Genomic DNA, 24,361 nt, shown 5'->3' with positions numbered 1-24,361 from the left:
GGGCATACGCGGCAGCCGCGCGATTGGATGCAGCCTTCCGTAATCAGGTGCAGCGGCGCACCAGCGGGATCGCCAGCGCCTGCTGCAATCCGCGGTCGTCCGCGGGCGACGGCGCGTCGGGAAAGACGATGCGTACGTCCTGGTGTTCGCCGCGTTCGTCGCGGATAGTCGCGATGCCGGCGAACTCCAGCAGGCGCTGGTCGGTCGTGGCGTAGGTGAGCTGCATCGTCGGTGCGACGAAGCCGTACCAGCGGTCCAGCCGCATCGACAGGCGCCGCGCGGGGATGCCGTTCCAGCGCACGGCAGGCCCCGGCTCCAGTCGCACCGGCTCGAACGCCATGCGGCTCGGCAACAGGAAGGGCTGGGTCACCGGGCTGCCGCCCTGCAATGTCGCCCAGTGCAGGCGGACGCTGGCGTCGAAGCCGGCATCGATCACGCCGGCGGCCGGCACCGCGAGCGGTCGTTCCTTCAGCAGGGATGTCGCACTCGCCCGGACATAGACCACGCGTCCCTGCGATCCGCTGCGCACGCCTTCGCGGTAACCATCGCGTGCGTCCTCGAAGTCGAAGTCCGGGGCCTGCGCCGTCGTCCGTTCGACCACGGTCTTGCGTGCGAACGCGCGTCCGTCCGGGCAACGGTACAGCACCAGCCGACGTGCATTGCCGTCCTGCCGGTAGCGCCAGTGGGATTCGCGGTACAGCAACGCATCGCCCTTGCGTGCGTAGGCACGGGCTTCCTGCTGCTGGATCTCGGTGGTCGCCATCGCGGCGTGGCTCAGGGCGATCAGGAGGGCCGCACCGATGAGCGCGGACGGGGAGGAACGTGCGGGCATGCGACCGGTCTCCGGGGGCTTGGTCCGGCATACGGCGACATCCCGCGTCCGGATGCAGATCCGGTCGCGATCCGTCCTGCATCCAAATCGCCCGGTGCCCCGTAGAGCCTGCCGTCACGAGCCACAACAGGAGCAGGCCTTACCATGCCGTCCGACTTCACCAGGAGACTGTCGCCCCCCGGGGCGGCCCGGACGGTGTCCACGCCTACGCCCGCTCAGCGCGATATCCATGACTGGACCAGCGAGATGGTCGCCGTCGCGCGGCTGCGCGACCGCGCCAGCTTCATGCGCCTGTACGACCACTTCATGCCGCGCCTGTGCCTGTACCTGCGCGGGCTCGGCAGTCCCGAGGCGGTCGCGGAGGAACTGTCACAGGAGGCGCTGCTGCGCCTGTGGCAACGCGCGTCGATGTATGACCCGCAGCAGGGGGCGGTGTCGACCTGGCTGTTCCGCATCGGCCGCAACCTGCATATCGACCGGGTGCGTCGCGAACCGGGCTGGGTGCAGATACTCGAAGAGGCGCTGCCTGCGAGCGACGAGGAACTGGCGCGCCCCTTCAGTTCGGCCGAGGACTATGCCGAACACGCCCACCTGCAGCGTCGCATCGAGGAACTGCCCGCCGTGCAGGCGCGGCTGATGCGCATGTCGTATTTCGAAGCCAAGAGCCATCAGGACATCGCCGACGAGTTGCAGATGCCGCTGGGCACCGTGAAGTCCCACCTGCGGCGCGCGTTCCTGCGGCTGCAGGGTCTGGTAAGAGGTCAGTCGTGAATCCGCACCATCATCTCGATGCGTCCACCGTGGTCAGCTACGCGGCCGGCGCGCTGGCGGTCGAAGTGGCGACCGTGGCCGCCACCCACCTGGAGACCTGCGCGCATTGCCGTGCGCGGGTGGAGGAAGCCGAGCGCATCGGCGGCCAGCTGATCGAGCACCAGCAACCGGCCGGCGTCGTCCCGGACCGCTTCGCCGACCTGCGTGCCGCCATGCTGCAGCGGCTGGACGACGCGGCGCCATCGGTCGCCGCGCCCGCACCGCGCGTTGCCCCTTACGAGGACGACGATCGGCTGCCGACGCCGCTGCATCCGTACTTCGGCAGTTCGTACCGCGCATTGAAGTGGCGCTGGATGGCACCCGGCGTGCACTGCATCCGCGCGCCCAACACGAAGACCGGCACCTTGCTGTTGCTGAAGATCGGTCCCGGCCGCAGCATGCCGGTGCACGGCCATGGCGGTACCGAGCTGACCCAGATCCTGCGCGGCGCGTACCACGATGCGTTGGGCCAGTTCGCCCCCGGCGACGTGGCCGACCTCGACAGCGACGTCGAGCACCAGCCAGTGACCGTTCCGGGCGCGGCGTGCATCTGCGTCTCCGCGCTGGATGCACCGCTGCGGTTCCCCGGCTGGCTGGCGCGGCGGCTGCAGCCGTTGTTCAAGCTGTAGCGACGGGCTGCATGGTGCGCGAGGTCTGTCTGCATCGATTCGTTGAGGACAGACTTCTCCGCTCTCTGTCCTCGGTATGCAGGCGACGGCCACGAGCCCGGAACGTCGCGCTGTCGCCGTCTCACCTCCTGCACGGCGCGCTGCCTAGAATCGTCGCATGCAACTGAAAGACAAGCTCGCGATCCTCGCCGATGCGGCCAAGTACGACGCATCGTGCGCGTCCAGCGGCGCGGGCAAGCGGCATTCGCTGGGCAAGGGCGGGATCGGCAGCACCGAGGGCATGGGCATCTGCCATTCGTACACGCCGGACGGACGCTGCGTGTCGCTGCTGAAGATCCTGCTGACCAACTTCTGCATCTACGACTGCGCCTACTGCGTCAACCGCGTGTCGAGCAACGTGCCGCGCGCGCGCTTCGCCACTGCCGAGGTCGTGCGGCTGACGCTGGAGTTCTACAAGCGCAACTACATCGAAGGCCTGTTCCTCTCCAGCGGCATCATCCGCAACGGCGACTACACGATGGAACAGATGGTCGAAGTCGCGCGCAGCCTGCGCGAGGACCATCGTTTCGCCGGCTACATCCACCTGAAGACCATTCCCGAAGCATCGCCCGAACTGCTCGCCGCCGCCGGCCGCTACGCGGACCGCCTGAGCATCAATGTCGAACTGCCGACCGAGGCCGGCCTCAAGCAACTGGCGCCGCAGAAGGAGGCGCAGGGCATCCGCGATGCGATGGGCGAGCTGCATTGGCGCATCCAGGCGGCGAAGCCCGACAGGAAGGAGGCACAGCCGAAGCGGAAGCGCCCCCCCAAGTTCGCACCCGCGGGGCAGAGCACGCAGATGATCGTCGGCGCGGATGCCGCCGACGACCGCGCGATCCTGACCAGCAGCGACGCGCTCTATCGTCAGTTCCGCATGCGCCGCGTCTACTACTCCGCCTTCAGTCCGATTCCGGACGCATCGACGCAGCTGCCGTTGCGCGCGCCGCCGCTGCAGCGCGAGCACCGCCTGTACCAAGCCGACTGGCTGCTCCGCTTCTACGAGTTCGACGTGAAGGAAATCGTCGAAGAGACTGGCACGCAGGGCGGCATGCTCGACCTGGACATCGATCCGAAGCTGGCCTGGGCGCTTCGCCATCCAGAGCGGTTTCCGGTCGACCTCAACAGCGCACCGCGCGAGATGCTGCTGCGCGTGCCGGGCCTGGGTGCACGCAACGTGCAGCGCATCGTCGATTCGCGTCGGCAGGGCAGGTTGCGCGTCGCGGATCTGGCGCGCCTGCGCGCGCCGCTGCAGAAGGTCCTCCCGTTCGTCATCCTGCTGGACCACCACCCGCGCCAGCGCCTCGACGATCCGGTGCGGCTGCGCAGCGAACTGGCGCCGGCTCCGCGCCAGGCCGACCTGTTCGGCTGAGGCATCGGCATGTTCCGCGCCACCGTGATGCCCGCATGGGATCTGGATGCCTGGCGTGCGCAGGCGCGTCACGCGTGGGAGGCGGAACTGCCACCGGAGTCCGTGGAATGGCAGGCCGATGCGCAGGGTGAATTGCTCGCGGCAGCGGCCGTGATGGATCAATCAGCGCGTCGCAAGGGACTGTCGGTGCCGGCGGAGTTCATGGCGTTCGCGGCATCCGTGCTGTGTCATCGCGATGTCGGCAGGCACGCGTTGCTCTATCGCCTGCTATGGCGGATCGGCAACGGCGAGCGTGCGCTGCTGGATCGCGCCACCGATGCCGACGTGCATCGGGCCACCCGCTGGTCACAGGCGGTGCGCCGCGACACCCACAAGATGAAGGCGTTCGTGCGCTTCCGCCAAGTGGACGGCGAGGACAATACCTATATCGCCTGGTTCGAACCCGACCACTACATCGTCGATCGCGTGGCGCCATTCTTCATGCGCCGCTTCGCCGGCATGCGCTGGGCGATCCTGACGCCTTATCGCAGCGTGCAGTGGGACGGGACCGATCTGTGGGCGGGCGAGGGCGCGCAACGTTCCGATGCACCGGCCGACGATGCCGAGGATGCGCTGTGGCGCACCTACTACGCCAACATCTTCAATCCCGCGCGGCTCAACACGCGGATGATGCGGCAGGAGATGCCACAGAAGTACTGGAAGCACCTGCCGGAGGCCCATCTGCTGCCGGACCTTATCCGCGAGGCCGGCCGCCGCGTGCGCGAGATGGACGAACGCGAAGCGCAGGCCCCGCGTCGTCGCATCCCGGAACGCAAGCCGCCTTCACGCTAACCAAGGCGACCGCGGTCCGCCTCACTCAGGCGCCACCCGGCAGCGGCGCGTCGGCATGCACCAGGCCCGCGCTGCGCAGGTCGCGCCAGAAGCCGGCGGGGACGATTTCCTTCAGTGCCGCGCTGTCCTCGGCGATGCGGTCGGGTTTGCTCGCGCCGGGAATGACGGCCGCAACGGCGGGATTCGCCAGCGCGAACTGCAGGCCGGCGGCTTTCATGCTGATGCCGTAGAGGTCGGCAAGCGCCTTGATGCGGGCCACCTTGTCGAGGATCTGCGGCGTGGCAGGTGCGTATTCGAAGTTCGGACCGCCGACCAGTGCGCCCGAGCTGTAGGGGCCGCCGACCACGATGCCGAGGCCGCGTTCCGCCACCTTGGGCATCACCCGCTGCAACGCACGCGCATGGTCGAGCAGCGTGTAGCGCCCGGCGAGCAGGAAGCCATCGGGTCGCGGCCCTTCCAGTTCCAGCAGCAGTTCGATCGGCTCAACGCGGTTCACGCCCAGGCCCCACGCCTTGATGGTGCCTTCATCGCGGAGACGATCGAGCGCCCTGAACGCACCGGTGCGCGCCTGCTCGAACATCGACAGCCACTCGTCGCCGTAGAAGTCCTGCGCGATGTCGTGCACCCAGGCGATGTCGATGCGGTCGGTCTTCAGGCGCTTCAGGCTGTCGTCGATCGAACGGAGTGTGGCGTCGTACGCGTAATCGTTGACGATCTTGTTGGGGCGACCGTACTTGAAGACGTCGCCTTTCTCGCCCAGGTCGCGTGCGCTGATGTCCTCGACGTCATCCAGGATCAGCCGGCCGACCTTGGTGCTGATGACGTACTGGTCGCGTGGCTTGTCGGCCAGCGCATCGCCCATGCGGATCTCCGCCAGGCCGGCGCCATAGAAAGGGGCGTTGTCGAAGTAGCGGATGCCGTCGTTCCAGGCGGCCTCGACGGTGGCGCGCGCTTCGGCTTCCGGAATGTCGCGGAACATGTTGCCGAGCGGTGCGGTGCCGAAACCGAGCTTGCCGGGAAGCAGGTCGTGGAGGGACATGGTGGACTCCTGAGGGATCGAGATGGAGGGGATAGGGATGTCGGGATCAGGCCGCGTGCGCCTGCGGGGCAGTGAACTGCGTATAGCCTTCCGAGCCGCCACCGAAGTAGCCGGCCGTCGGCGCGTCGAACAGCGGCGTGTCGTGGCGCAGGCGGTCGACCAGGTCGGGGTTGCCGATGAAGGGCTTGCCGAACGCGATCATGTCGGCGTGGCCGTTGGCGGTGGCGTCGAGCGCGCGCTGGCGGTCGTAGCCGTTGTTGGCGAGGTAGGCGCCGCCGAACGCATCACGCAGCGCCTTCACATCGAAGTCGTCGGCGCCGTTGCCGGCATGCAGCTGGCCTTCGACCACATGCAGGTAGGCCAGGCCCATTTCGCCGAGACGGCGTGCGACGTAGAGATGGGTCTCCATCGTGCGGCTGTCCAGCGGCGTGTCGCCGACCGCGGTGGACAGCGGCGACAGGCGCAGGCCCACGCGATCCGCGCCCCAGACGTCGGCGACCGCAGCGGTAACCTCAAGCAGCAGCCGTGCGCGGTTCTCCAGCGAGCCGCCGTAGCGGTCGTCGCGATGGTTGGTGCTGTCGCGCAGGAACTGTTCCAGCAGGTAGCCGTTGGCGGCGTGCACTTCCACGCCATCGAAGCCGGCGTCCTTCGCCCGCTGTGCGGCCTGGCGGTAGTCGCCGATGATGCCGGCGATCTCGTCGGTGGCCAGGGCGCGCGGCATCGACGGCGGCACGTGGCCCGCTTCGGTGAAGACGCTGCCGCCGGCCTGGATCGCCGTGGGGGCCACCGGGGCGGCGCCACCTTCCTGCAGGCTGCTATGCGACATGCGGCCGACGTGCCAGAGCTGCACCACGATGCGCCCGCCCCGGGCATGCACGGCGTCGGTGACCGGCTTCCACGCGGCGACATGGGCATCGCTGTACAGGCCGGGCGTGTAGGCGTATCCGCGGCCCTGGCGGGAGATGTTGGTGGCCTCGGTGATGATCAGCCCGGCCGAGGCGCGCTGGCCGTAGTAGTCGATGGCCAGCGGCGTCTGCACGCCATCCATGCCGGCGCGCGAGCGGGTGAGCGGCGCCATGGCGATGCGGTTGCGGACCTCGATGGCGCCGAGGCGGGTGGGGGAGAACAGGGCGACGGATGACATGGCGGGCTCCAGACGGGCGGTGCAGTGATGAGAGCGGAGGCGCCTTCGCTTGCCGGTCCGACGCCTCGCCGGGATGGACACAGCCTGCGCGCCGCCAAGGCATTCGGCCAATTTATTTGTTGAATTCCAGATATATGGAATTCAATATGACTGCATGCGCTACGACCTCAACCTGCTGCCCGTGTTCCTGGCGCTGATGGACGAGCGCAACGTCACCCGCGCCGCCGAACGGCTGGGCATCACCCAGCCCGCGCTGTCGAACGCATTGGTGCGCTTGCGCGAGATGCTGCAGGACCCGTTGTTCATCCGTGAGCGCTACGGCATGCAGCCGACGCAGAAGGCCGTCGAGCTGGCGCCCGGCATCGCCGCGGCGCTGGCGCAGCTGGATGCGGCGGTGCTGGGTCAGCGCCACTTCGATCCGGCGAAGGAAGAGCGGCTCTTCACCCTGGCGCCGAACAGCTACTTCGAGTTCGTGCTGGTGCCCGCCATTGCGGCGCGGCTGCGCGAGCGCGCGCCGGGGATCCGCCTGCGCCTGGTCCCGTTCGGTACCGACCTGGCCGAGACAGGGGCGATGTCAGGCGAAACCGCGATGGTGCTGGGGCGGTTCGTCGAGCCCCCGGACAATCTGGTGGTGCAGCACCTGGGCGACGATGGTGTCGCCTGCGTGGTGCGGGCCGATCATCCGGTGGTCAACAAGCGCCTGTCGAAGGCGCAGTACGAACAGTTGCGGCACGTCAACGTGGTACCGCCGGGCAAGCTGCGCGCCGGCCTGTTCCAGGCCCTGGAAAAGCAGGGGCTACGGCGCGACGTCGCCGTGTCGGTGACGCATTTCCTGTCGATTCCCGAACTGGTGGCGGCCACCGACTACTGCGCCACGCTGCCGAAGCTGATCTGTGCGCAGCTGGCGCGCGATCCGCGCCTGAAGGTACTGCCCACACCGGTGGATCTGGGCACGTTCCCGCTGGAGATGGCGTGGCATGTGCGCTACCGCCACGATCCGGCGCACCAGTGGCTGCGCGCGCTGGTCGCGGAGGTGGCGAAGGATGTCGCGCGAGGGGCGACGCCCGGCTGATCCGGAAGCCGGTGCCCACGCGGACACCGGCTCCGGTCTACTGCATTGTCAGAACTTCCAGCCCACGCGGGCGTAGTAGAAGCCGCCGTTGAAGCCGTACGGCGAATGCACCGGATACGCCGCGCCCGCGACCGCCGCGCCCCACGGATTGTCGTCCGGGGTCTCGTCGAACAGGTTCTGCGCACCGACGTTGACGTACAGGCCCGACGGGAACGTCCAGCCCACCTCGGCATCGACGATCACCTTGCTGTCTTCGTAGATCGGCAGGCCGCCGTCTTCGACCAGGATGGCGCCGCTGTCCAGATGATCTTCGTACCACGAGCCGTAGTAGCTGAGGCGCAGGTTGGCGTGGAAGACCTCGCGCTGGTGGTTGACGCTGAAGTAGCCCTTGGTCTTCGGCAACGACTCCTCGATCTTGTAGACGCGGGCCTCGTTGATGAAGTTGGCGTCGTAGCGGTCCACCTCGGACTTGTTCCAGTTCGCCGCCAGCGCATACGTCGTCTTGCCGCCGAAGTGCCCGGTCTCGACGCTGGTCACCACGTCGACGCCGGTGGTGGTGGTGTCGAAGGCGTTGCCGAAGTAGGTCACCGAGTTGAGCGAGGCCGCTTCCGGATTTCCCGAGGCCACCAGTGCCGCGCGCTCCGCGTCGGTCAGCTCGAAGCTGGTGCTCAGCGCGATGCGGTCCTCGACTTCGATGTGGTAGCCGTCCACCGTCACCAGCCAGTCGCCGCTGCTCCACACCAGCCCCAGCGATGCGCTCCTGGATTCCTCGGGGGTGAGCGCACGGGATCCCTTCAGCTGGGCGATGGGATTGGTCGGCGGCAGCGTGGCGATGTCGATCAGCGCGCTGCCTTCGAACGCCGTGGTGATCTGGCTGATGTTGGCCTGGCCGGGCGTGGGCGCGCGGAAGCCGGTGTTGAGGGCGCCGCGCAGGGCGAACGTGTCGGTGACGTCGAAGCGACCGGTCAGCTTGCCGTTGGTGGTGCTGCCGAAGTCGTCGAAATCCTCGCGACGCACGGCGGCGGCCAGCAGGAACTGCTCGGTGAACTGCGCTTCCAGATCGAGGTAGACCGCCCAGTTCCTGCGATCCCATTCGCCGGCCGTGCGCGGGCTGAAGCCGTTGAAGCCGTTGGAACCCAGCGCGAAGCCCTGCTGCGTCAGCGGGCCGATGGCGGTGGACGGACCGTCGCCGGCCTTCACCTCGAAGCTCTCCTCGCGCCATTCCGCACCGGCCGACAGGCGCAGCGGTTGTGCGGTGAACGTGGTCTCGATGTCGGTACCGACGTCGAAGTTCACGCCTTTCTCGGTCTGTGTGTTTCCGCCGGGATGGAAGCGCAGGCCGTCGGACTGCGCCGCGCCGAGCGACGCGTTGACCGTGTTGTAGATGGTGAAGTCGATGTCGTTGCGACCGTAGGTCACGCTGGCATCCCAGTGCCACGCGTTGCCCCACGTGCCCTTGACGCCGCCGACCACCGAGACGTCCTCCAGCGAGCCGCCGAAGCGTGGCGTGAAGCCGCCCGGCAGCGACGACAGGAAGGTGAAGCAGTTCGACGGCAGGGTCGCCACGGCCGCGCTGACCGTGCTGTACGGGATGAGGTTGCCTGCGCCGTCGCGCAACGCAATGGTCGGACAGGTGCCGACCCCCGTGGTGTTGCCGATCAGCAGCGTCTCGCCGCCATCGTTGGAGTACACGCCGGAACGCGCGGTCGGGTCGCGGAAATAGAAGCCGCCATCGACATCGCGCTTCGCGTAGTTGCCGAACAGGTAGACATCGACGCTGTCGCCGCTGATGCCGAGATTGGCGACGAACTTGATGTCGTCGTTGACCTCCGGCGAACCCCAGATCTGTGCAGGGTCCGGTACGCCCGGATAGCCCGCGGCGATGGCGGCCGCGGCGTCGTTGCGCTGCACGCTGCGCGAGGTGTCGTCGGCATTGCGCCATTCGGCCGTCAGCGTGGCGTAGCCGCGTGCGGTCAGCGGCAGGCCGATCTGCGCGGTGTACTGGGTGGTGAAGCCGTCGCCTTCGTAGTACTGGCCGGCGAATGCCTCGAACGCGCCACCCTCGCTGATCTTCTTCAGGCCGAAGTTGATGACGCCGGCAATGGCGTCGGAGCCGTACTGCGCCGCCGCGCCATCGCGCAGCACTTCCACCTGTTCCAGCGCCATCGACGGGAACACCGACAGGTCGGGACCCTGCGAACCGTCCGACAGGCCATGGCCGAGGAACGTGATGACGGCCGAGCGATGGAAACGCTTGCCGTTGACCAGTACCAGCGTGTTGTCCGGCGGCAGGCCGCGCAGGTTGGCGGGGCGCACCAGGCTGGCGGCATCGTCGATCGGAATGGTACTGACGTTGAACGACGGCACCAGCACGCGCAGCTGGTCGAGCGCATCGGTCGCGCCCTGGTTGCGGAATTCCTCGGCGCTGATGATGTCGATCGGCACCGCGGACGTGGACACCGAACGCGGCAACCCACGGCTGCCGAGCACGGACACCGTGTCGAGCGTGGTGGCCTCCTCGGCCGGTGGCGTGGCGGCTGGCGCGGCCGCCGGTTCCGCCGTCTGGGCGGCGGCATGGCTGCTGCCGACCACGGTGGCGGCGATCAGGGCCCATCTCACTGCGGACGCCAGCGGCGTCCTGGAAACACGTGCGTACGGCTTCTCTCTCTTGCCCATGCGTTGCGCCCCTGAATAGTGCGTTGGAAGTGGTGGATCTCTCTTGTGTGCGGGCAGCAATGGATGGCGTGCTGTCCCAGGCACAGCGGTAACCGTCGTAACGCCGTCGTACGACGGCGTCGCGTTACCGCAATCACCTTAGGCGGCAGCGAAGTGCTCGAAGTGAGTCGACGATCACAGGGCGAGGCGCAACGACGCGAAAGTAATTCGCGTTATGTCCTGAATGTCGAAGTTTCCATACGCTTTTTGCGTTGCGCACTGGCGTGGTGCGCGATGCGCCAGCATCGTGCATGTGTCAGGAAATGCATGGATACACGTGTACGCAAACGTGTGCAGCGATGGTGTCGGCCGCGAGCGACATGCGACCGACGTGATGACAGCGTGAAGTTTCTACGCGCGAGCACCACCGGGAATGCCGGGGCGCATCGGCACCCCGGCATCTTCAGGTCATGCGTGCAGTTCGACTACCGGCGTGAAGCCGCCGAAGATCATGCGCTTGCCATCGAACGGCATCGGTGGGTTGTCCTGGTTGGCCGGATCCATGCGCGGGTCTTCCATCATCTTCTTCATGCCGGCATCGCGCGTGGCCTTGTCGGGCCATTCGACCCACGAGAACGCCACGGTCTCGTCGTCCTTCGCCTGGACGGCACGATAGAAGTCGGTCTGCTTGCCGCGCGGCACGTCATCGCCCCAGCCCTCGATGATGCGGGTCGCGCCGAAGTCCATGAACACCTTGTCGAACAGCGTGGCGTGCTCGGTGAACGCGGCCTTGGCCTGGGTGGGAACGGCAAGCACGAATCCGTCCACATAGGGCGAGCGCGCACCGTTCTTGCCCAGTTCCAGCGCCGGCACGAAGCCGCCGTAGATCAGCCGCTTGCCGTCGAACGGCATCGGGTTGTTTTCCGGCGACATGCGCGGGTCGTCCATCATCTTCTTCATGCCGGCGTCGCGGGTGGCCTTGTCGGGCCATTCGATCCACGAGAACACCACGCTTTCGTCTTCCTTCGCCTGCACGGTCTTGCGGAAGTCGGTGACCTTGCCGTCGGGTACGTCCTCCTCCCAGCACTCCATCACGCGCGTGGCGCCCTGCTCGATGAACACAGGATCGCCGAGACTCGCGTGGTCGATGAACTTCTGTTTGTTGGCGGTGGGCACGGCGGCCACGAAACCATCGATGTACGGCATGGAAACCTCCGGGAATGCGGCACCGGAATGGCGCCTTCCTGAACGCGACGAGCGGGCGGCGCGGAATTCGACAGGCGGCTGTCCGGTGCCGGTCCGGCGGGGCGTTCAACCTGCCACGATCAACAGGAAGGTGGCGTGATGGCGGTTTCTGCAGCAGGCGCGGTCCCGCGCAGGCCGGGTCTTTGGGGCGTCGGCAGTGGTGTGTGGATGTGGGGCCTGCTCGCGCTGGCGGGACTGGGCTTCTGGAAGACGTACTTCAGCCGGCTGGGCCTGGCCGATGCGGTCACCCACCTGCATGCCGGCCTGATGCTGGCATGGATGGCGATGCTGCTGGTGCAGCCTTGGCTGATCCGGACACGGCGCGTGGCGCTGCACCGGCAGATCGGCCAGTTCTCCTATGGGGTGATGCCCGGCGTAGTGCTGACCGCGTTGTGGCTGTCGCATCTGCGCATGGCGGCGGCGCCCGCGGAGATGTTCGGATTGCAGGCCATGTTGCTGTACCTGGGCATGGCGGCGTCGCTGATGCTGGCGCTGTTCTGGGGGCTCGCCATCCGCCATCGGCGCGACCCCGCACGGCACGCGCGTTACATGGTCGCCACGGCGCTGGTGATGATCGATCCGGCGATGGCGCGCCTGATGCTCGCGCTGTTGCCGGAAGGGGTGCGCTTCAATCCTTCATGGGGCGGCTACGCAGTGACGTTCGTTGTGCTGGGGTTGTTGATGTGGTTCGAACGCCGGGCACCACGTGGGCGCGGCGTGTTCCCGTTCGTCACCGCGGTCTTCGCGATCAACTTCGTCCTGATGCACCTGGTGCCCGGTACGCAGGAATGGCAGGCGTTCGCGCGCTGGTGGGGGACGTTCGGCGGCTGACGCGCCCTCAGCGTTGCAGGCAGTTCCGGTAGCGTTCGTCCACCCGCGTGGCGAACCAGGCGGTGGTCAGTTCGCGGGTGATCTTGGGGCTTTCCAGCCGGATGCCCGGGATGATCGCGCGCGGCAGCGGTTTTCCTGCGCGCGCTTCGGCCAGGGCGTACACCCGCGCGTACAGATCGGTGTCGTCGAAATCGAGCCGGCTGCCGCGCTCCAGTGCGTCGCGGATCGCGCGCTCGTCCATGCGCAGTGCGCCGGCCAGCCGGCGTACGGCACGCTCGGTCTGGCCCGGTTTGTCCAGCGGCGCACCGGGCGCGAGCAGGTCGCCATCCAGCGCGAGCGTGGCGCCGGTCGCGATGCCGACCGCGCTCTGGAACGCCGCATTGCGGCTGGCGTACCAGCCGGCGTTGTAGTCGGCGAAGCGGTGCACCTTGCGCGTGTAGGGCGTCTCGTAACCCAGCAGATGGGCGATGCCGAAGTACAGGCCGCCGCGCCGGGTGAACACTTCGTCGCGGATGCTGCCGTCGACCGGATAGGGATAGCCGGCGGCCTTCGATTCGGCAAAAGGAATGCCCACCTGCATCGGTCCGCCGGTCTGCACGGGGTTGTAATCGGCGAACAGGCGCTTGCCCAGCGGCACGCTGCCGATCATGTCCTCGTAGATGTCGCTGAGGTCGCGCTCGGTGCGCACCACGCGCAGGCGTTCCGCGTACGTGCGTCCGTCCGGTGAGCGCAACGCCAGCGCGGCGTCGACGAGGAACCTCGGCACGTGCATGGCCGCGGCGCGACGGTCGATCTCGCCGCGCGCGATCTTCGGCAGGTTGGCGACGGCGGGATTGGCGACGTAGCCCGACTCCTGTTCGGTGACCGCCAGCACCGCGCAGATGTTCTCGCTGTTCGGTGCGATCCGCTGCGCGGCAAACGCGGTCTCGATGTCGGCCGCCCACCGTTCGCGATCAGCGACCTTGGCGGGCATACGCCGCACGATCTCGCTGCGGGTGTCGGCAGGCGGTCGCGTGGGTGCAGGCGGGGCGGTCACGCAGCCGGCCAGCAACAGGGCCGAGGCAATGGACGCGGCGCGAAGGGACCGGAGAACGGGCGAGGTCGTCATGCGCGCAGCATACGGAGCACCATCGCCGGATGCACCACGGGTCCACGCGTGGATAATCGTGGTTCCCCCGGCACACACGCCCATGACCACCGCCCTCGACAACCCGTTCTGGTCCGCTCTGGATTCCATCCACAGCGACATCGCCCTGCATGCCGGTGACGTGGCGCGCTACCCGGCCGCCTATGCCCCGTTCCTGGGGGTCGCGTCCGCCGACGTCCCGACGGAACGCGCGCTCGACATGCTGGTTGCCCCGGGCGAGTCGGTGTACCTGATCGGGGTCGCGCCATCACGACACGAAGGCTGGAACCTGCAGGCCTTCCGCCCGCTCGCGCAGATGGTGTGCGACGCGCCACTGGCGGTGGGCGAGGGTCCGGACATCGTGCCGCTCGGCGATGCGCAGCGCGACGAGGTGCTGGCGCTGACCGCGCTGGTCTATCCCCACTACTTCCGCGAACGCACGATGGAACTGGGGCGCTACTTCGGCATCTACGATGACGGCCGACTCGCGGCGATGATCGGTGAACGACTGGGCAATGCGGACAGCCGGGAGATGAGCGCCATCTGCACGCATCCGGACTTCAACGGCCGCGGCTATGCGCGCCGCCTGACGACGTGGCTGACCAATGAAACGCTGGCGCGCGGCGTGCAACCGTTCCTGCACGTCAGCCACGAGAATCCGCGCGCGAAGACGCTGTACGAACAGCTCGGCTACCGGGTGCGTCGCGATATCGGCTTCTGGTCGCTCACGCGCGAGGAGCGCTAGCGCGTGCCGGCACGGTGCAGCTTCGTGAAGCGGATTTGACGCACGGTGCCGCCGGCACGGGCTAAGGTCGCGGCTGGTTTTCATGGAGCCCGCGCATGATCGACATCCTGGCGAGCCCGCCGCACGTCGCGGCATACCGGTTTACCGACGAACTCACCGGCGCAGATTACGACGCTTGCATCTCCGACATCGAATCGCGGCTGGCGCGCTTCGAGCGCATCGCCGTGGTCAGCGACATCAGCGATCTGCATGGGCTGGCGTTGGAAGTCATCGGCAAGGACCTGCGCTACGCGCTGTCCAAGCGCGGCGAATACGACCGCTTCGCGCGCGCTGCGGTGGTCACCGACAAGCGCTGGCTGGTGACGGTCACCGGACTGGCCGACAGGGTGATGCCGAGGACGGAGATGCGGACCTTCGCGCCCGAGGAGCGGACCGTGGCCCTGGCGTGGGCGGCGGAGCTGGATCCCGCGGCGCCGGCGTCCTGACAGCTCAGGGAAATAACGCCCCGCTGAGCACCGCAAGCGTCATCCCCAGGCCCATGAAGGCCAGGCGGTGCAGCAGCGAAAAAGGGGCAGGGGCGCGGTGCATGGTGCTATCCAAACCTGAGTGGCGCGAACGCGCCGTGAAGCCCCTGTGACCACTTGAACGCGGCGACCACGAAGGACCGGCCAACAGGCCTCAGCCCGGGATCGCACAACCCTTCGCGTCGCAGCCGGCGTCCGCCCGCGGGGGCGATTGCGTCTCTTCGCTGGCTGCGAAAGCTTCCGCCTCGTGCACCAGCGATGCGATCTGCGCGCCCAGCACCAGATCGCTGACCTGGCCGAAATGCTGGTGGCGTAGGCGGCCCTGCGCGTCGATCACCAGCAGGGTCGGCGTGCCGCGCATGGCGTAGGCCTCCATCGTCTGCGGAATCGGTCCGCGCGTGCCGGGCCGATCCACGCCGACGGGGAACGCGATGCGGTACTCGTGCAGGAAGGCTTCCAGGGCGACCGGCGTCATCGCCGCGTGGTGCTCGAAGACGGTATGCAGCCCAATGACGGCAACCTGGTCGTGCGGGAACGTGGCGTGCACGCGCGCGGCCTGGGGCAGGCCGTGCGCGACGCATCCGGGGCAGAGCATCTGGAAGGCTTCCAGCACGACGACCTTGCCGCGCAGGGACTCCAGGGTGATGGCGTGGGGCGTGTTGAACCAGCGGTCCACCTGCCAGGGTGGCGCCGGACGATCGATGAGGTTCATGGGGGGTGTCCCGTAGGGTCGCGCCGGCCCTGTGCAGGCCGGCGCGGGAGCGGTTACTTGTTCGGCTTGCCAGGCAGGCTGAGGTTGCCGGAGGCGACCTTGAACACGTCCACCACGCACAGCAGCGGTGCATGCACGCTGGCATTGACGCGCAGGCCGGAGGTGACGCCGTCGAAGCTGCCGGCGGTGACCACGCCGATGTCGTCGAACGGCACCTTCACTTCCACCGTCTCCGCGTTGAGCGTCGGGCTCCAGCCCGGGCTGTCGAGCAGGATGGGGAAGCCCGGCCACGTCTTCGGCAGGCGCGGCTTGCTGCCTTCCGGAATGTCGACCACGCCCAGCGCACCGGGACCGCAGGCCTCGTTCGGCTGCAGCACGACCCAGTGGCTGTGCCAGAGGTCGCCATCGTTGTCGAGCTTGCCGTCGCCGTTCTCGTCGTACAGCGGCGTGTCGTCGAAGTCGGGATGTGCGGTGACCGCCATCGCGAGGATGCCGGCGCCTTTCTCGAAGCCGACTTCGTACGGGTCGATGGTGGTCGGCCACACGTAGGAAAACACATCGCTGCCGGCCAGTTTGCCGGTCGCCGCCGGCGTGGTCTTGCCGGCCTTGCCGGAGACGGCCATGTGGAAGGTGGCGATGTTCTTTTCGGTGGTGATCTTGGTGTGGACGATGTCGAAGTCGGCCGTCACGGCCTTGTTCGCGGCGGACGCGATGCCGCCGGTGTGGGCCTTGCCGTCGTGGGCGTGCACGCCGCCGATGGCCAGCGCGAGTGCCGCGGCCAACGCGAAACGTCGGGAGATGTTCTGGCGCATAATCGAATTCCTCTTGCTTGCTCTCGTAGGGTGGGTGGGGGGTACCGGGCGGCGTCCGATGGCAGTCGGGCGCCGCCCTTCTTGTTTCCGCCTAGGGCGGAGTCGGTTGCCGGAAGCGCAGCACGCGCTCCTGGCGGGATTCGTCGTCGGGCTGCTGCTCCGCGCAATCCACGCGCAACTCCGCGTCGCCGAACGCCTTGTCCAGGAACGCGCAGACATGCGGTGCATCGCGCTGGCCGGAAGCGAAGGGGCGGAAAAAGGTGCAACCCAGGCAGGTGCGCAGGCCGGTGGCCAGGCCCTGTTCCTGCGCTTCGTTGACCAGCAACTGCGTCACGCGCAGCAGCGCGCCGAGATCGGCTTCGCCCAGCGATTCGACCAACGAACCCATGCCCTGGTCGGGGCGCTGCAGCTGCGTGGCCATGCGCGAGCCGGACGAGGTCAGGCGCACGCGCGCGGCGCGGGCATCGTCGGGATCGGGCGTGCGGCGGATCCATTGCTTGCCTTCCAGTGCCTTCAGCGAATCGCTGAGGCTCGCCGCCGACACGCCCAGACGCTCGGCGATCTGGCGCGCTCGCAGGCCGTCCTGTACGCCCTGCAGCATGCGCAGCACCGCGGCCTGGGTCGGCGGCAGCGACGGCGTGCCGTCCTGGCGCCATGACTGCGCACGGACCAGCGAGGACAACTGCTCGAGTCCGCGCGTGGCCTGCCTGCGTTGGAAGGGGGTATCGATCATGGCGAATAAGTTAGGAGTCCTAACTATATAAGTCAATGACCGTCCGTCGGCGCGACCCAGGGCGATCCCCATCGTCACCACCGCATCATCGGCAGGGGCGAGAGCGGGTGTCGCCGCAGCCGCTGCAAGGTGAGATGCAGCAGTCGACGATGGAAGCCCGCGTCGGGGAACGCTGCCCTGACATCGCGGACGACGTCGCGGGCCAGGCCGAAACGCAGCACGCCGTTGCTGACGTCGATCCAGTCCGCGCGCCGGAACGTCTCCACGCTCGCATGCGTCTCCGGTGGCATGCGCCGGCACCGGTGGTGGTGGGCGATCATCGCGTCCACATCGCGCTGCCATCCCGCCCGGCCGATCGCGCGCAGGTGGTCACGCGCCAGCGCGCGCGAAGGCGGCAGATAGTCGAACGTGCCTGCCGTCCAGATGCCGAGATCATGGAAAGCCACCGCGATGCTCAGCTTCTCCAGCATGTCCGCATTGCCGGGCAGCAACCGCCAGTAGAAGTTCGCCACCCGGTAGGCGTGATTCCGATAGCCCATGGCATCACCACCCAGCGACGACGCGTGCGCGTCGAGCAAGGTGTCGAGCAGCGGCAATGCGGTGAGCATCGCGCCAGGAATTCCTCAGGCTCAGGTCGCAGGATGCGGCACGTGGAGGCGGCCGCGCCGCAGATACCTCACCTGCAGGATCATGCCCACCAGGAACACGAGGAACGTCGCGCCTACCAGCTTCTGCAGCAGCGGATCCTGCGGACCAGACACCAGCGGCGCGCCGATCGGCACGCGCGTCAGCGTTTCGGTGAAGCCCGGGATGAAGTGGAAGTACACGGTCAGCGTGAAGGCCAGCGAGGCCGCGACATGCCGCCACGAAGCAAGCACGGCGTTGCGGCCCAGCAGCACCGCGGCGGCCAGCACGATCAGCGTCAGCACGGTCAGCCCGTGCGCTTCGCTCAGCTTGCCGGTTCGCATCAGGAAAAAACTGGTCAGGCACGTGGCGACGGTGAACCAGGTGTAGGTCTTGCCCAAGGCGGTCGCGTAGCGGATGTCGTGGTAGCGCAGCAGCGCGTACAGGCCGCCGAACAGCGAGACCAGGCTGATGGCGGTATGGAACCAACCGAACGGGGTGATGTTGAGCATGCGATGTTCCTCACGGGGCAGGCGGTGGCGGATCGGGAAGATCGAACTGCATGAGGTTCCAGCGGGTGACGTCCTCCTCCCACTCATCGCCGACGGCAGGCGTGAGCGGCAGGGCGAGATTGGCGACGATCATGCGATGGCCCTGCACGGCGCTCGCCGCCGGAAACAGCAAGCCGCGCGGTGCGCCGTCCGCGGTCACGCCGAGGAAATCCCCCGCGCGGTGGCGCACGCGTCCGCGCTCGTCGAGCGCGACGAGAGTGTCGATCTGGTTCGCCGCCACCCACAGCAGTCCCTGGTGGAACAGCAGGCCGTCGGCGCCGTAGACGCCGTCGGCAAGGATCTCGATGTCGCCCTGCGGCATGCGCCGCCGCAGCACGCGGCCGTCGCCGGCATTGTTGATGTACAGGATCGATTCGTCCGCGTTGAACGCCAGTCCGTTCGCACCGAACGGCAGCGCACCGGTGGTCGCCAGCAGCGGATCGCGCGCGAACACCTCGACGTGGCACGGCGTGCAGGTCGCGGCCTGGGCGATGCGGTAGATGGCGCCCTGGAACGAGTCCGACACATAGAGTGCGCCGGTACGGTCGAAGACCAGCCCGTTGATCGCCGGAAATCCCTGCGACCCGTAGGTGACCAGGTCCTGGCTGCCATCGGGATTGGCGATGGGCCGCGGAGGTGGTGCCGCAGGCGCCAGCGCGGCGAACGTCGCCAGGTCCTCGATCGGCGACGTGGCGGTGAACGCGGCGTCGAGCCGTTGCAGCGTCGACGCGCCGAAGTTCAGCACGTACAGCTTGCCCTTGAAGAATCCGATGCCCGTCAGCGGCGTCGCGCCGAAGCTGCGTTGCGCAAGCAGGCGACCGTCGGCATCGAAGCGCAGCAGCTGGTTGTTGCGCGACGACGCGGGCTCGCGTGCGTCGAACGTGCCGACATAGACCTCGCCGCTGGCCGGGTCGACCGTCAGGCTCTCCGGATGACGGACATCGGCGGGCAGCGCGGCGAACGGTGTCACCGGCAGCCGCTCCATCCCCGTCGCCGATGCCGCGGCCGCGCAGGCGAACGGGCCCGAGAGACACAGAAGGGGAAGAAAGCGGCCGGGCATGCTGGACTCCAGCGGCGGGGGCAGCCTGCACGCTCGCATACCCCTGCCGGTGGGGCTTGTACCGGCGTGCGGGCCGCGCCCGTCGCGGACACGGAGACGCCGGCGCAAGGCCGGCGTTTCCGTGATTCCGGGTGAGGTGCTGGATCAGCGGTTGTCGACGCTCCAGCCGCCGGCGCCGCGCGCCGCCAGCGTGATGAAGCCACCGGCGATGGCGATGTTCTTCAGGAACATGATCTGCTGGATCTGGTCGCCGAGGTTGCTATGGAACAGCACCGCACTCGCAATCGAGAACGCGGCGAGCAGGCTGGCGACGATGCGCGTCCGGTAACCGGCGATGATCGCCAGGCCGCCGACGACTTCCAGTGCGATGACCAGCGGCAGCAGGGCGCCGGGGACGCCGACGGATGCCATGTAGCCGGCGGTGCCGGCATAGGCGGCCAGCTTGCCGAGGCCGGAAATGACGAACAGCGAGGCGAGCAGCGTGCGGCCGGTCAGGTCGGCCGCGCCACGCAGGGCGGGAACGCGAAGAGTGCTGGGGGTAGCGGTAACGGTGGACATGGTGGGCTCCGGGGAATGGGGTGGGTGCAGCAGGTACGGAGCGCAGGTTAGGTCGTCGCCATCTATGGCGGAAGCCTATATATTTCGATGAAATCCATCGTCTGGAGCGATATATGCTCGACGCCGTCACCCTCGACCAGCTGCGCACCTTCATCGCGGCGGCAGAGCATGGCAGTTTTTCCGCAGCGGGACGCAAGCTGCGACGCGCGCAATCGGTGGTCAGCCAGACGCTCGCCAACCTGGAGTTGCAACTGGGCGTGACGCTGTTCGACCGCAGCGCCCGTTATCCGCAACTCACCGATGCCGGCCGCGCACTGCTGGTGGAGGCGCGCGCGGTGGCCGAGCACATGGACACGTTCAAGGCGCGCGCCCGTAGCGTGGCCGAAGGCCTGGAGCCGGAACTGTCGGTGGCGGTGGACGTCATGTTCCCGATGCAGGCGCTGACCCGCGCCGCCGCGCACAACGGCACGGCGTTTCCGCACACGCCCTTGCGGCTGTACGTCGAAGTGCTGGGCGGCGTGATCCAGCCGGTGCTGGACGGCACCTGCCGCATCGGCGTCGTCGGCTCGTTGCCGGAGCTGCCGGACGAGCTCGATACCGAGCCCCTGCAGCCGGTGCCCTTCGTCACCGTCGTCGCTCCCTCGCACGCGATGGCGGCGGTGCGCGGCGCCGTGCCGGCGAAGGTGCTGGTGAAGCAGGTGCAGCTGGTGCTGACCGACCGCACGCCGTTGACCTCGGGCCGCGACTTCGCGGTGCAGTCGCCGCTGACCTGGCGACTGGCGGACCTCGGCGCGAAACATGCCTTCCTGCGCGCCGGCCTCGGCTGGGGCCACATGCCGCTGCACATCGTCGAGGACGATCTCGCCGCCGGCCGCCTGAAACGCCTGCGCGTCGCGGAGGCGGACCCACGCTACGCGCAGATGCCGATGCGCGCGGTGTGGCGCAAGGACACGCCGCCCGGTCCCGCCGGCCGCGCGTTCGTCGAGCAGCTGCGCGACGGCGTGCGCTGACGCAGGGCGCCGGCCGCGCCTTCAGGCCTGCGCGTGGCGCAGTTCGCCGCGCGCCAGCGTGGTGGCCTCGTCGACCTCCATCGGGCGGCCGAAGAAATACCCCTGCATCTCGTCGCAGCCCATCTGCTGCAGTGCATGCATCTGTTCGGAGGTCTCCACGCCTTCGGCGATCGTGCGCATGCCCATTTCGTGCGCCAGCACGAGGATGGTGCGCGCGATGGCGCGGTCGGTGCTTTCCGCCGCGATGCCGTCGACGAAGCTGCGGTCGATCTTGAGGATATCCAGCGGCAGACGCTGCAGGTACGCCATGCTGGAGTACCCGGTGCCGAAATCGTCCAGCGCCAGCCGTACCCCGAGCGCATGCAGGGTCTGCAGCATCTGCTGCGCGGCGCCCATGTCCTCCACCAGCACGCTTTCGGTCAGCTCCAGGGTCAGCGCGTCGGGCGGCAGGTCGTGGCGTTGCAGGCAGTTGGCGATCCACGGCGCCAGCGTGGGCTGGCCGAGCTGGCTCGGCGACAGGTTCACCGCCATGCCCAGCGTGCGCAGGCCCATGGCGCGCCATCGCGCCAGCTGCTGGCAGGCCTGCTCCAGGACGAAGTGGCCGATGTCTTCCATCAGCCCCGCGCTTTCCGCCAGCGGAATGAAGACCGACGGCGGCACGTCCCCCCAGGCGGGATGGCGCCAGCGCGCGAGCGCCTCGAAGCCGGTGAGCTGTGACGAGTCACCGGCCACTACGGGCTGGTAGACCAGCCTCAACTGGCCCCGGGCGACGGCCTCGCGCAGGGCGGTGACGCGGCTCAGGCGGTCGCTGGTTTCCTGCTGCGTGGTGGCCGACGGCAGGCGCACCTGGTTGCGCCCCGCGCGCTTGGCCAGGTGACGGGCGTCGTCGGCGCAGCGCAACAGCGTCTGCAGGTCGGCACCGTGTTCGGGCGCATGCGCCAGGCCGATGCTGGCGGTGACGGTGAACGACGGATGGGTGGAGTACAGCGCGACCGGCTGACCCACGGCGCGGCGGATCTCTTCCGCGCACCGGCTGAGCTGGTCGATGTCGATGTCAGGGAAAAGCACCAGGAACCCTTCGCCGCCGTAGCGGTACACGGCACCCTGGCCCTCGCACGCCGCGGAGATCCGCTGGCCCATCCTGCGCAGTACTTCGTCGCCGCCGTCGTGCCCGAAGGAGTCGTTGACCATGCCGAATCCATCGAGGTCGACGATCGCCAGGCCGTGACCGTGCGCCGACGGCGCGGCGATCCGTTCGGTGATGAGGCTGGCCTGCGCCGAGAAGCGCGGCAGGCCGGTGGCGCTGTCCATCGCGGCGGCGTCGTTGAGGCGCCGCTGCGCATCGAGGCGGCGCTCGGTTTCCAGCAGCAGCGAGCGTGCGGTTTCCGCCGCCTCCGAAGATCGGCGCCGCGAGATATCCAGCAGGAACAGCACGAACGCGATCAGCAGACCGCTGCTGAGGCCGCCGACGACGAGCGCGCGCGGCAGCGTGAACGAGTTCAGGGCTGGCGGCGCCCACAGTTCGAGTTGCACGTCATGGCCGGGCAGGGGCACGCGCTCCACCGACAGCGGCGATCCCTGCGGCTCGCCCTGCTCCAGCGTGTCCATGCCGTCCGCGGTCGCGCGCACCGGGCGATCCGAGAGCACCGCCTTGACCAGCGTCTTCACGAAACCGTCCAGCGCGATGAACCCCTGCGTGCGGCGGCCCGCGGTATCGACCGTCAGCCACCACCCGCCCGGGACCGCGTGCAGATGGCCCGTCTGCGCGACCGGCACGGGCGGCGAGGGTGCGACCGGGGCGTCGAAACCAGGCTCCACCCAGCGGAACTCGCCGCCGTCGCCCACGCTGCGGACCACGCGGAAGCCGGCGTACGCGCTGACCATGTCGTCGACGTAGTGATGGAACAGGCCTTCGGCGGCGTCGGGTGCCGCAGCGGTCAGCGACGCGGACAGCTGGCGCAGGGCGCCGCGGCGGAGTTCCATGCCACGCAGGAAGGTCGGCGCCGCGCTGGCCGTCTGCGTCTTCATGACGTTGCGCGCCATCGCATCGCGGTCGGCAGTCGCGGCCCCCCAGTACATGCCGCCCAGCATCAGCGCCGCCGCCATCGGCAGTACGCCGAACAGGCGTTCGCGCAGGGAGTTCTCGCCGGCGACCGCCAGCGCCAGGCCCATCGCCACCAGCTGCGCGGAGGACGTCAGCGAAATCTGGTAGATCGACAGGCCTTCGCGGTGGTAGGGCAGCTGGATCAGCAAGCCGAGCGTCGCCATGCCGGCGACGGAGGCCAGGGCGATACCGAAGCCGCGGGTGATGCCCCAGCGGATGCTTTCCCAGCGCTGCAGCGCCTGCGGCAGCACCGCCACGGCCAGCCAGCCGGTAAGCACCGCATAGTCGGTGTAGCCGCCGATCAGCGGTGTCGAGGCGCGCGGCAGCCAGCCCAGCTGATGCAGCAGCGCGTTGACCGGCGTGGTGACGCCGCCCAGCGTCTGCAGCAGTGTGAGCAGCAGCGGCACCGCGATGAGCGCGAGCAGCGCCCATGCCGGGCGTTCCCGGTCGCGCTGGCGCAGCAACAGCGCCAGCGCCACACCGGCGACGCACAGTGTGGAGAGGGGGCGCATCGGCGGAAAATTCACGCCCATCTTGCCGACCAGGCTGCCGGGGACATGCCAGCCGACCAGCGCGATCAACGCGAAGGCCATCACGAAGGCGACCAGTTCGGTACTGGTGTCCAGCGTGCGTCCTTCCCGTAGCGCGGGGGTGTAGACCAGCAGGAACATCGCCAGCGCCGACAGCGACAGCGACCAGCCGATCTCGGGCTGGACCGTGCCGGGTTGCAGCGCACCCAGCACCGGCTGCACGGCGAGGAGCAGCAGGGTGGCGGCGAAGATGCGCATGACGAATTCCGGCCAGAAGCCGCGCCAGACCCGCATCCAGGCGATGACGGTCGCCGCCGCCAGCACCAGGCAGATGCCGAGCGCGTGGAACTGCCACAGGTGCATGAGGAACAGGCTCGTCAGCAGGCCCGCCACGGCCAGCCGGACCGGACGCTGTGTGCTGCGCCAGGTGGCGATGGCCACCAGCACGCCGACGACCGGCACGCTGTCGTCCAGGAAGTGGCCGCTGCCCGCATCCACCAGGGTCAGCGTGGCGGCCAGCAGCCACGCAAAGGCGGCCGCAAAGCGCTGTGCCCACTGGACAGGCCGCCAAAGGTCCTGGTGTATCGCCACTGCATTCCCCTGCGGAGCCGACACTCCGTAGCACTGTGATACCGAAATCACCGACAGGCCGCAAGCGCGGCTGCTTCGTTCAGGGAGCGCCGTCGTAGGTTTCCGTATGTACGTCATCGTTCGTGCTGCGAGCACCAGAACGACGCTGGAGCGGGCTTCGCGCAGGGGCATGCGGGCAGCCGGGG

At 68.4% G+C, this 24,361-nt stretch carries 22 protein-coding genes and 2 pseudogenes; 9 read left to right on the top strand and 15 right to left on the bottom strand.

Annotated elements, in window-relative coordinates; all coding sequences use genetic code 11:
* Nucleotides 1–43: 43 nt before the first annotated feature.
* The gene (locus tag ACSQ1W_RS12745; RefSeq protein WP_436043976.1) at nucleotides 44–832 is read right to left on the bottom strand and encodes a hypothetical protein; all 789 of its coding nucleotides are present in this window, start codon (nucleotides 830–832) and stop codon (nucleotides 44–46) included.
* Nucleotides 833–976: 144 nt separating this feature from the next.
* Here ACSQ1W_RS12745 and ACSQ1W_RS12740 point away from each other — a divergent pair, with 144 nt between their 5' ends.
* The 4 genes and pseudogenes from ACSQ1W_RS12740 to ACSQ1W_RS12725 form a co-directional block, all read left to right on the top strand.
* Entirely contained in the window at nucleotides 977–1,603 is a 627-nt protein-coding gene (locus tag ACSQ1W_RS12740; RefSeq protein ID WP_436043974.1) for a sigma-70 family RNA polymerase sigma factor, read from the top strand.
* Nucleotides 1,600–2,271 (top strand): ChrR family anti-sigma-E factor, encoded by a 672-nt coding sequence (locus tag ACSQ1W_RS12735; RefSeq protein ID WP_436043972.1) that lies wholly within the window; start codon nucleotides 1,600–1,602, stop codon nucleotides 2,269–2,271. Before ACSQ1W_RS12740 ends, ACSQ1W_RS12735 begins: the two co-directional genes overlap by 4 nt.
* A gap of 157 nt (nucleotides 2,272–2,428) precedes the next feature.
* Nucleotides 2,429–3,679, top strand: coding sequence for a putative DNA modification/repair radical SAM protein (locus tag ACSQ1W_RS12730; protein ID WP_436043970.1), 1,251 nt, complete (start codon nucleotides 2,429–2,431; stop codon nucleotides 3,677–3,679).
* Nucleotides 3,680–3,688: 9 nt separating this feature from the next.
* A pseudogene (locus ACSQ1W_RS12725) lies at nucleotides 3,689–4,501 on the top strand (TIGR03915 family putative DNA repair protein); the annotation flags it as partial.
* 34 nt (nucleotides 4,502–4,535) lie between these two features.
* Here ACSQ1W_RS12725 and ACSQ1W_RS12720 read toward each other — a convergent pair.
* Together ACSQ1W_RS12720 and ACSQ1W_RS12715 are read right to left on the bottom strand one after the other, a co-directional pair.
* Nucleotides 4,536–5,549: an aldo/keto reductase gene (locus ACSQ1W_RS12720; protein WP_436043968.1), complete on the bottom strand. Its 1,014-nt coding sequence runs from the start codon at nucleotides 5,547–5,549 to the stop codon at nucleotides 4,536–4,538.
* Nucleotides 5,550–5,595: 46 nt separating this feature from the next.
* Entirely contained in the window at nucleotides 5,596–6,693 is a 1,098-nt protein-coding gene (locus ACSQ1W_RS12715) for an alkene reductase (protein ID WP_436043966.1), read from the bottom strand.
* A 154-nt stretch (nucleotides 6,694–6,847) separates the two neighbouring features.
* Between ACSQ1W_RS12715 and ACSQ1W_RS12710 the strand changes: the two genes are divergently transcribed.
* On the top strand, nucleotides 6,848–7,765 hold the full coding sequence (locus tag ACSQ1W_RS12710) for a LysR substrate-binding domain-containing protein (RefSeq protein ID WP_436043964.1): 918 nt from the start codon (nucleotides 6,848–6,850) through the stop codon (nucleotides 7,763–7,765).
* A 48-nt stretch (nucleotides 7,766–7,813) separates the two neighbouring features.
* On the opposite strand, the gene ACSQ1W_RS12705 is transcribed toward ACSQ1W_RS12710, so the two are convergent.
* The 3 genes and pseudogenes from ACSQ1W_RS12705 to ACSQ1W_RS12695 form a co-directional block, all read right to left on the bottom strand.
* Entirely contained in the window at nucleotides 7,814–10,384 is a 2,571-nt protein-coding gene (locus ACSQ1W_RS12705) for a TonB-dependent receptor plug domain-containing protein (protein ID WP_436043962.1), read from the bottom strand.
* Between the two features lie 504 nt (nucleotides 10,385–10,888).
* The gene (locus ACSQ1W_RS12700; protein ID WP_225589571.1) at nucleotides 10,889–11,278 is read right to left on the bottom strand and encodes a DUF1428 domain-containing protein; all 390 of its coding nucleotides are present in this window, start codon (nucleotides 11,276–11,278) and stop codon (nucleotides 10,889–10,891) included.
* Nucleotides 11,267–11,626 (bottom strand): annotated as a pseudogene (locus ACSQ1W_RS12695) (DUF1428 domain-containing protein); the annotation flags it as partial. The gene ACSQ1W_RS12700 and the pseudogene ACSQ1W_RS12695, both read right to left, overlap by 12 nt.
* Nucleotides 11,627–11,764: 138 nt before the next feature.
* On the opposite strand from ACSQ1W_RS12695, the gene ACSQ1W_RS12690 reads away from it, so the two are divergent.
* A complete protein-coding gene (locus tag ACSQ1W_RS12690) occupies nucleotides 11,765–12,496 on the top strand; it encodes a hypothetical protein (RefSeq protein WP_436043960.1) in 732 nt (243 codons plus the stop codon).
* A 7-nt stretch (nucleotides 12,497–12,503) separates the two neighbouring features.
* On the opposite strand, the gene ACSQ1W_RS12685 is transcribed toward ACSQ1W_RS12690, so the two are convergent.
* Complete coding sequence (locus ACSQ1W_RS12685; RefSeq protein ID WP_436043958.1) at nucleotides 12,504–13,604, bottom strand: DUF1615 domain-containing protein; 1,101 nt, start codon at nucleotides 13,602–13,604, stop codon at nucleotides 12,504–12,506.
* 82 nt (nucleotides 13,605–13,686) lie between these two features.
* Between ACSQ1W_RS12685 and ACSQ1W_RS12680 the strand changes: the two genes are divergently transcribed.
* Both ACSQ1W_RS12680 and ACSQ1W_RS12675 read left to right on the top strand, forming a co-directional pair.
* Complete coding sequence (locus ACSQ1W_RS12680) at nucleotides 13,687–14,367, top strand: GNAT family N-acetyltransferase (protein ID WP_436043956.1); 681 nt, start codon at nucleotides 13,687–13,689, stop codon at nucleotides 14,365–14,367.
* Between the two features lie 95 nt (nucleotides 14,368–14,462).
* Nucleotides 14,463–14,852: an STAS/SEC14 domain-containing protein gene (locus tag ACSQ1W_RS12675; protein WP_436043954.1), complete on the top strand. Its 390-nt coding sequence runs from the start codon at nucleotides 14,463–14,465 to the stop codon at nucleotides 14,850–14,852.
* 193 nt (nucleotides 14,853–15,045) lie between these two features.
* Here the strand turns inward: ACSQ1W_RS12675 and ACSQ1W_RS12670 are convergent, their stop codons facing one another.
* The 7 genes from ACSQ1W_RS12670 to ACSQ1W_RS12640 all read right to left on the bottom strand — a co-directional run bounded on the left by ACSQ1W_RS12670 (nucleotide 15,046) and on the right by ACSQ1W_RS12640 (nucleotide 19,941).
* Nucleotides 15,046–15,603, bottom strand: coding sequence for a redoxin domain-containing protein (locus tag ACSQ1W_RS12670; RefSeq protein ID WP_436043952.1), 558 nt, complete (start codon nucleotides 15,601–15,603; stop codon nucleotides 15,046–15,048).
* Nucleotides 15,604–15,656: 53 nt separating this feature from the next.
* Complete coding sequence (locus tag ACSQ1W_RS12665; protein ID WP_192272176.1) at nucleotides 15,657–16,415, bottom strand: hypothetical protein; 759 nt, start codon at nucleotides 16,413–16,415, stop codon at nucleotides 15,657–15,659.
* A gap of 91 nt (nucleotides 16,416–16,506) precedes the next feature.
* The gene (locus ACSQ1W_RS12660) at nucleotides 16,507–17,148 is read right to left on the bottom strand and encodes a MarR family winged helix-turn-helix transcriptional regulator (protein WP_436043950.1); all 642 of its coding nucleotides are present in this window, start codon (nucleotides 17,146–17,148) and stop codon (nucleotides 16,507–16,509) included.
* Nucleotides 17,149–17,222: 74 nt separating this feature from the next.
* Complete coding sequence (locus ACSQ1W_RS12655) at nucleotides 17,223–17,744, bottom strand: hypothetical protein (RefSeq protein ID WP_436043948.1); 522 nt, start codon at nucleotides 17,742–17,744, stop codon at nucleotides 17,223–17,225.
* Between the two features lie 33 nt (nucleotides 17,745–17,777).
* Entirely contained in the window at nucleotides 17,778–18,284 is a 507-nt protein-coding gene (locus ACSQ1W_RS12650) for a hypothetical protein (RefSeq protein WP_436043946.1), read from the bottom strand.
* Nucleotides 18,285–18,294: 10 nt separating this feature from the next.
* Nucleotides 18,295–19,383, bottom strand: coding sequence for an SMP-30/gluconolactonase/LRE family protein (locus ACSQ1W_RS12645; protein WP_436043945.1), 1,089 nt, complete (start codon nucleotides 19,381–19,383; stop codon nucleotides 18,295–18,297).
* A 144-nt stretch (nucleotides 19,384–19,527) separates the two neighbouring features.
* Nucleotides 19,528–19,941 carry a DoxX family protein gene (locus tag ACSQ1W_RS12640; RefSeq protein WP_436043944.1) on the bottom strand — a complete coding sequence of 138 codons (414 nt, stop codon included), beginning with the start codon at nucleotides 19,939–19,941 and terminating at the stop codon, nucleotides 19,528–19,530.
* Nucleotides 19,942–20,054: 113 nt separating this feature from the next.
* On the opposite strand from ACSQ1W_RS12640, the gene ACSQ1W_RS12635 reads away from it, so the two are divergent.
* Nucleotides 20,055–20,951, top strand: a complete 897-nt coding sequence (locus ACSQ1W_RS12635; RefSeq protein WP_436043943.1) for a LysR family transcriptional regulator — start codon at nucleotides 20,055–20,057, stop codon at nucleotides 20,949–20,951.
* Between the two features lie 21 nt (nucleotides 20,952–20,972).
* Here ACSQ1W_RS12635 and ACSQ1W_RS12630 read toward each other — a convergent pair whose 3' ends face one another.
* The gene (locus ACSQ1W_RS12630; protein WP_436043942.1) at nucleotides 20,973–24,176 is read right to left on the bottom strand and encodes a putative bifunctional diguanylate cyclase/phosphodiesterase; all 3,204 of its coding nucleotides are present in this window, start codon (nucleotides 24,174–24,176) and stop codon (nucleotides 20,973–20,975) included.
* Nucleotides 24,177–24,361 lie beyond the last annotated feature (185 nt).

Source organism: Pseudoxanthomonas sp. LjRoot143, from assembly GCF_964252945.1.
Taxonomy (GTDB): Bacteria; Pseudomonadota; Gammaproteobacteria; order Xanthomonadales; family Xanthomonadaceae; genus Pseudoxanthomonas_A.
Note: the sequence above shows the minus strand (reverse complement) of the source record. Positions and strands in the feature narration are given on the sequence as shown.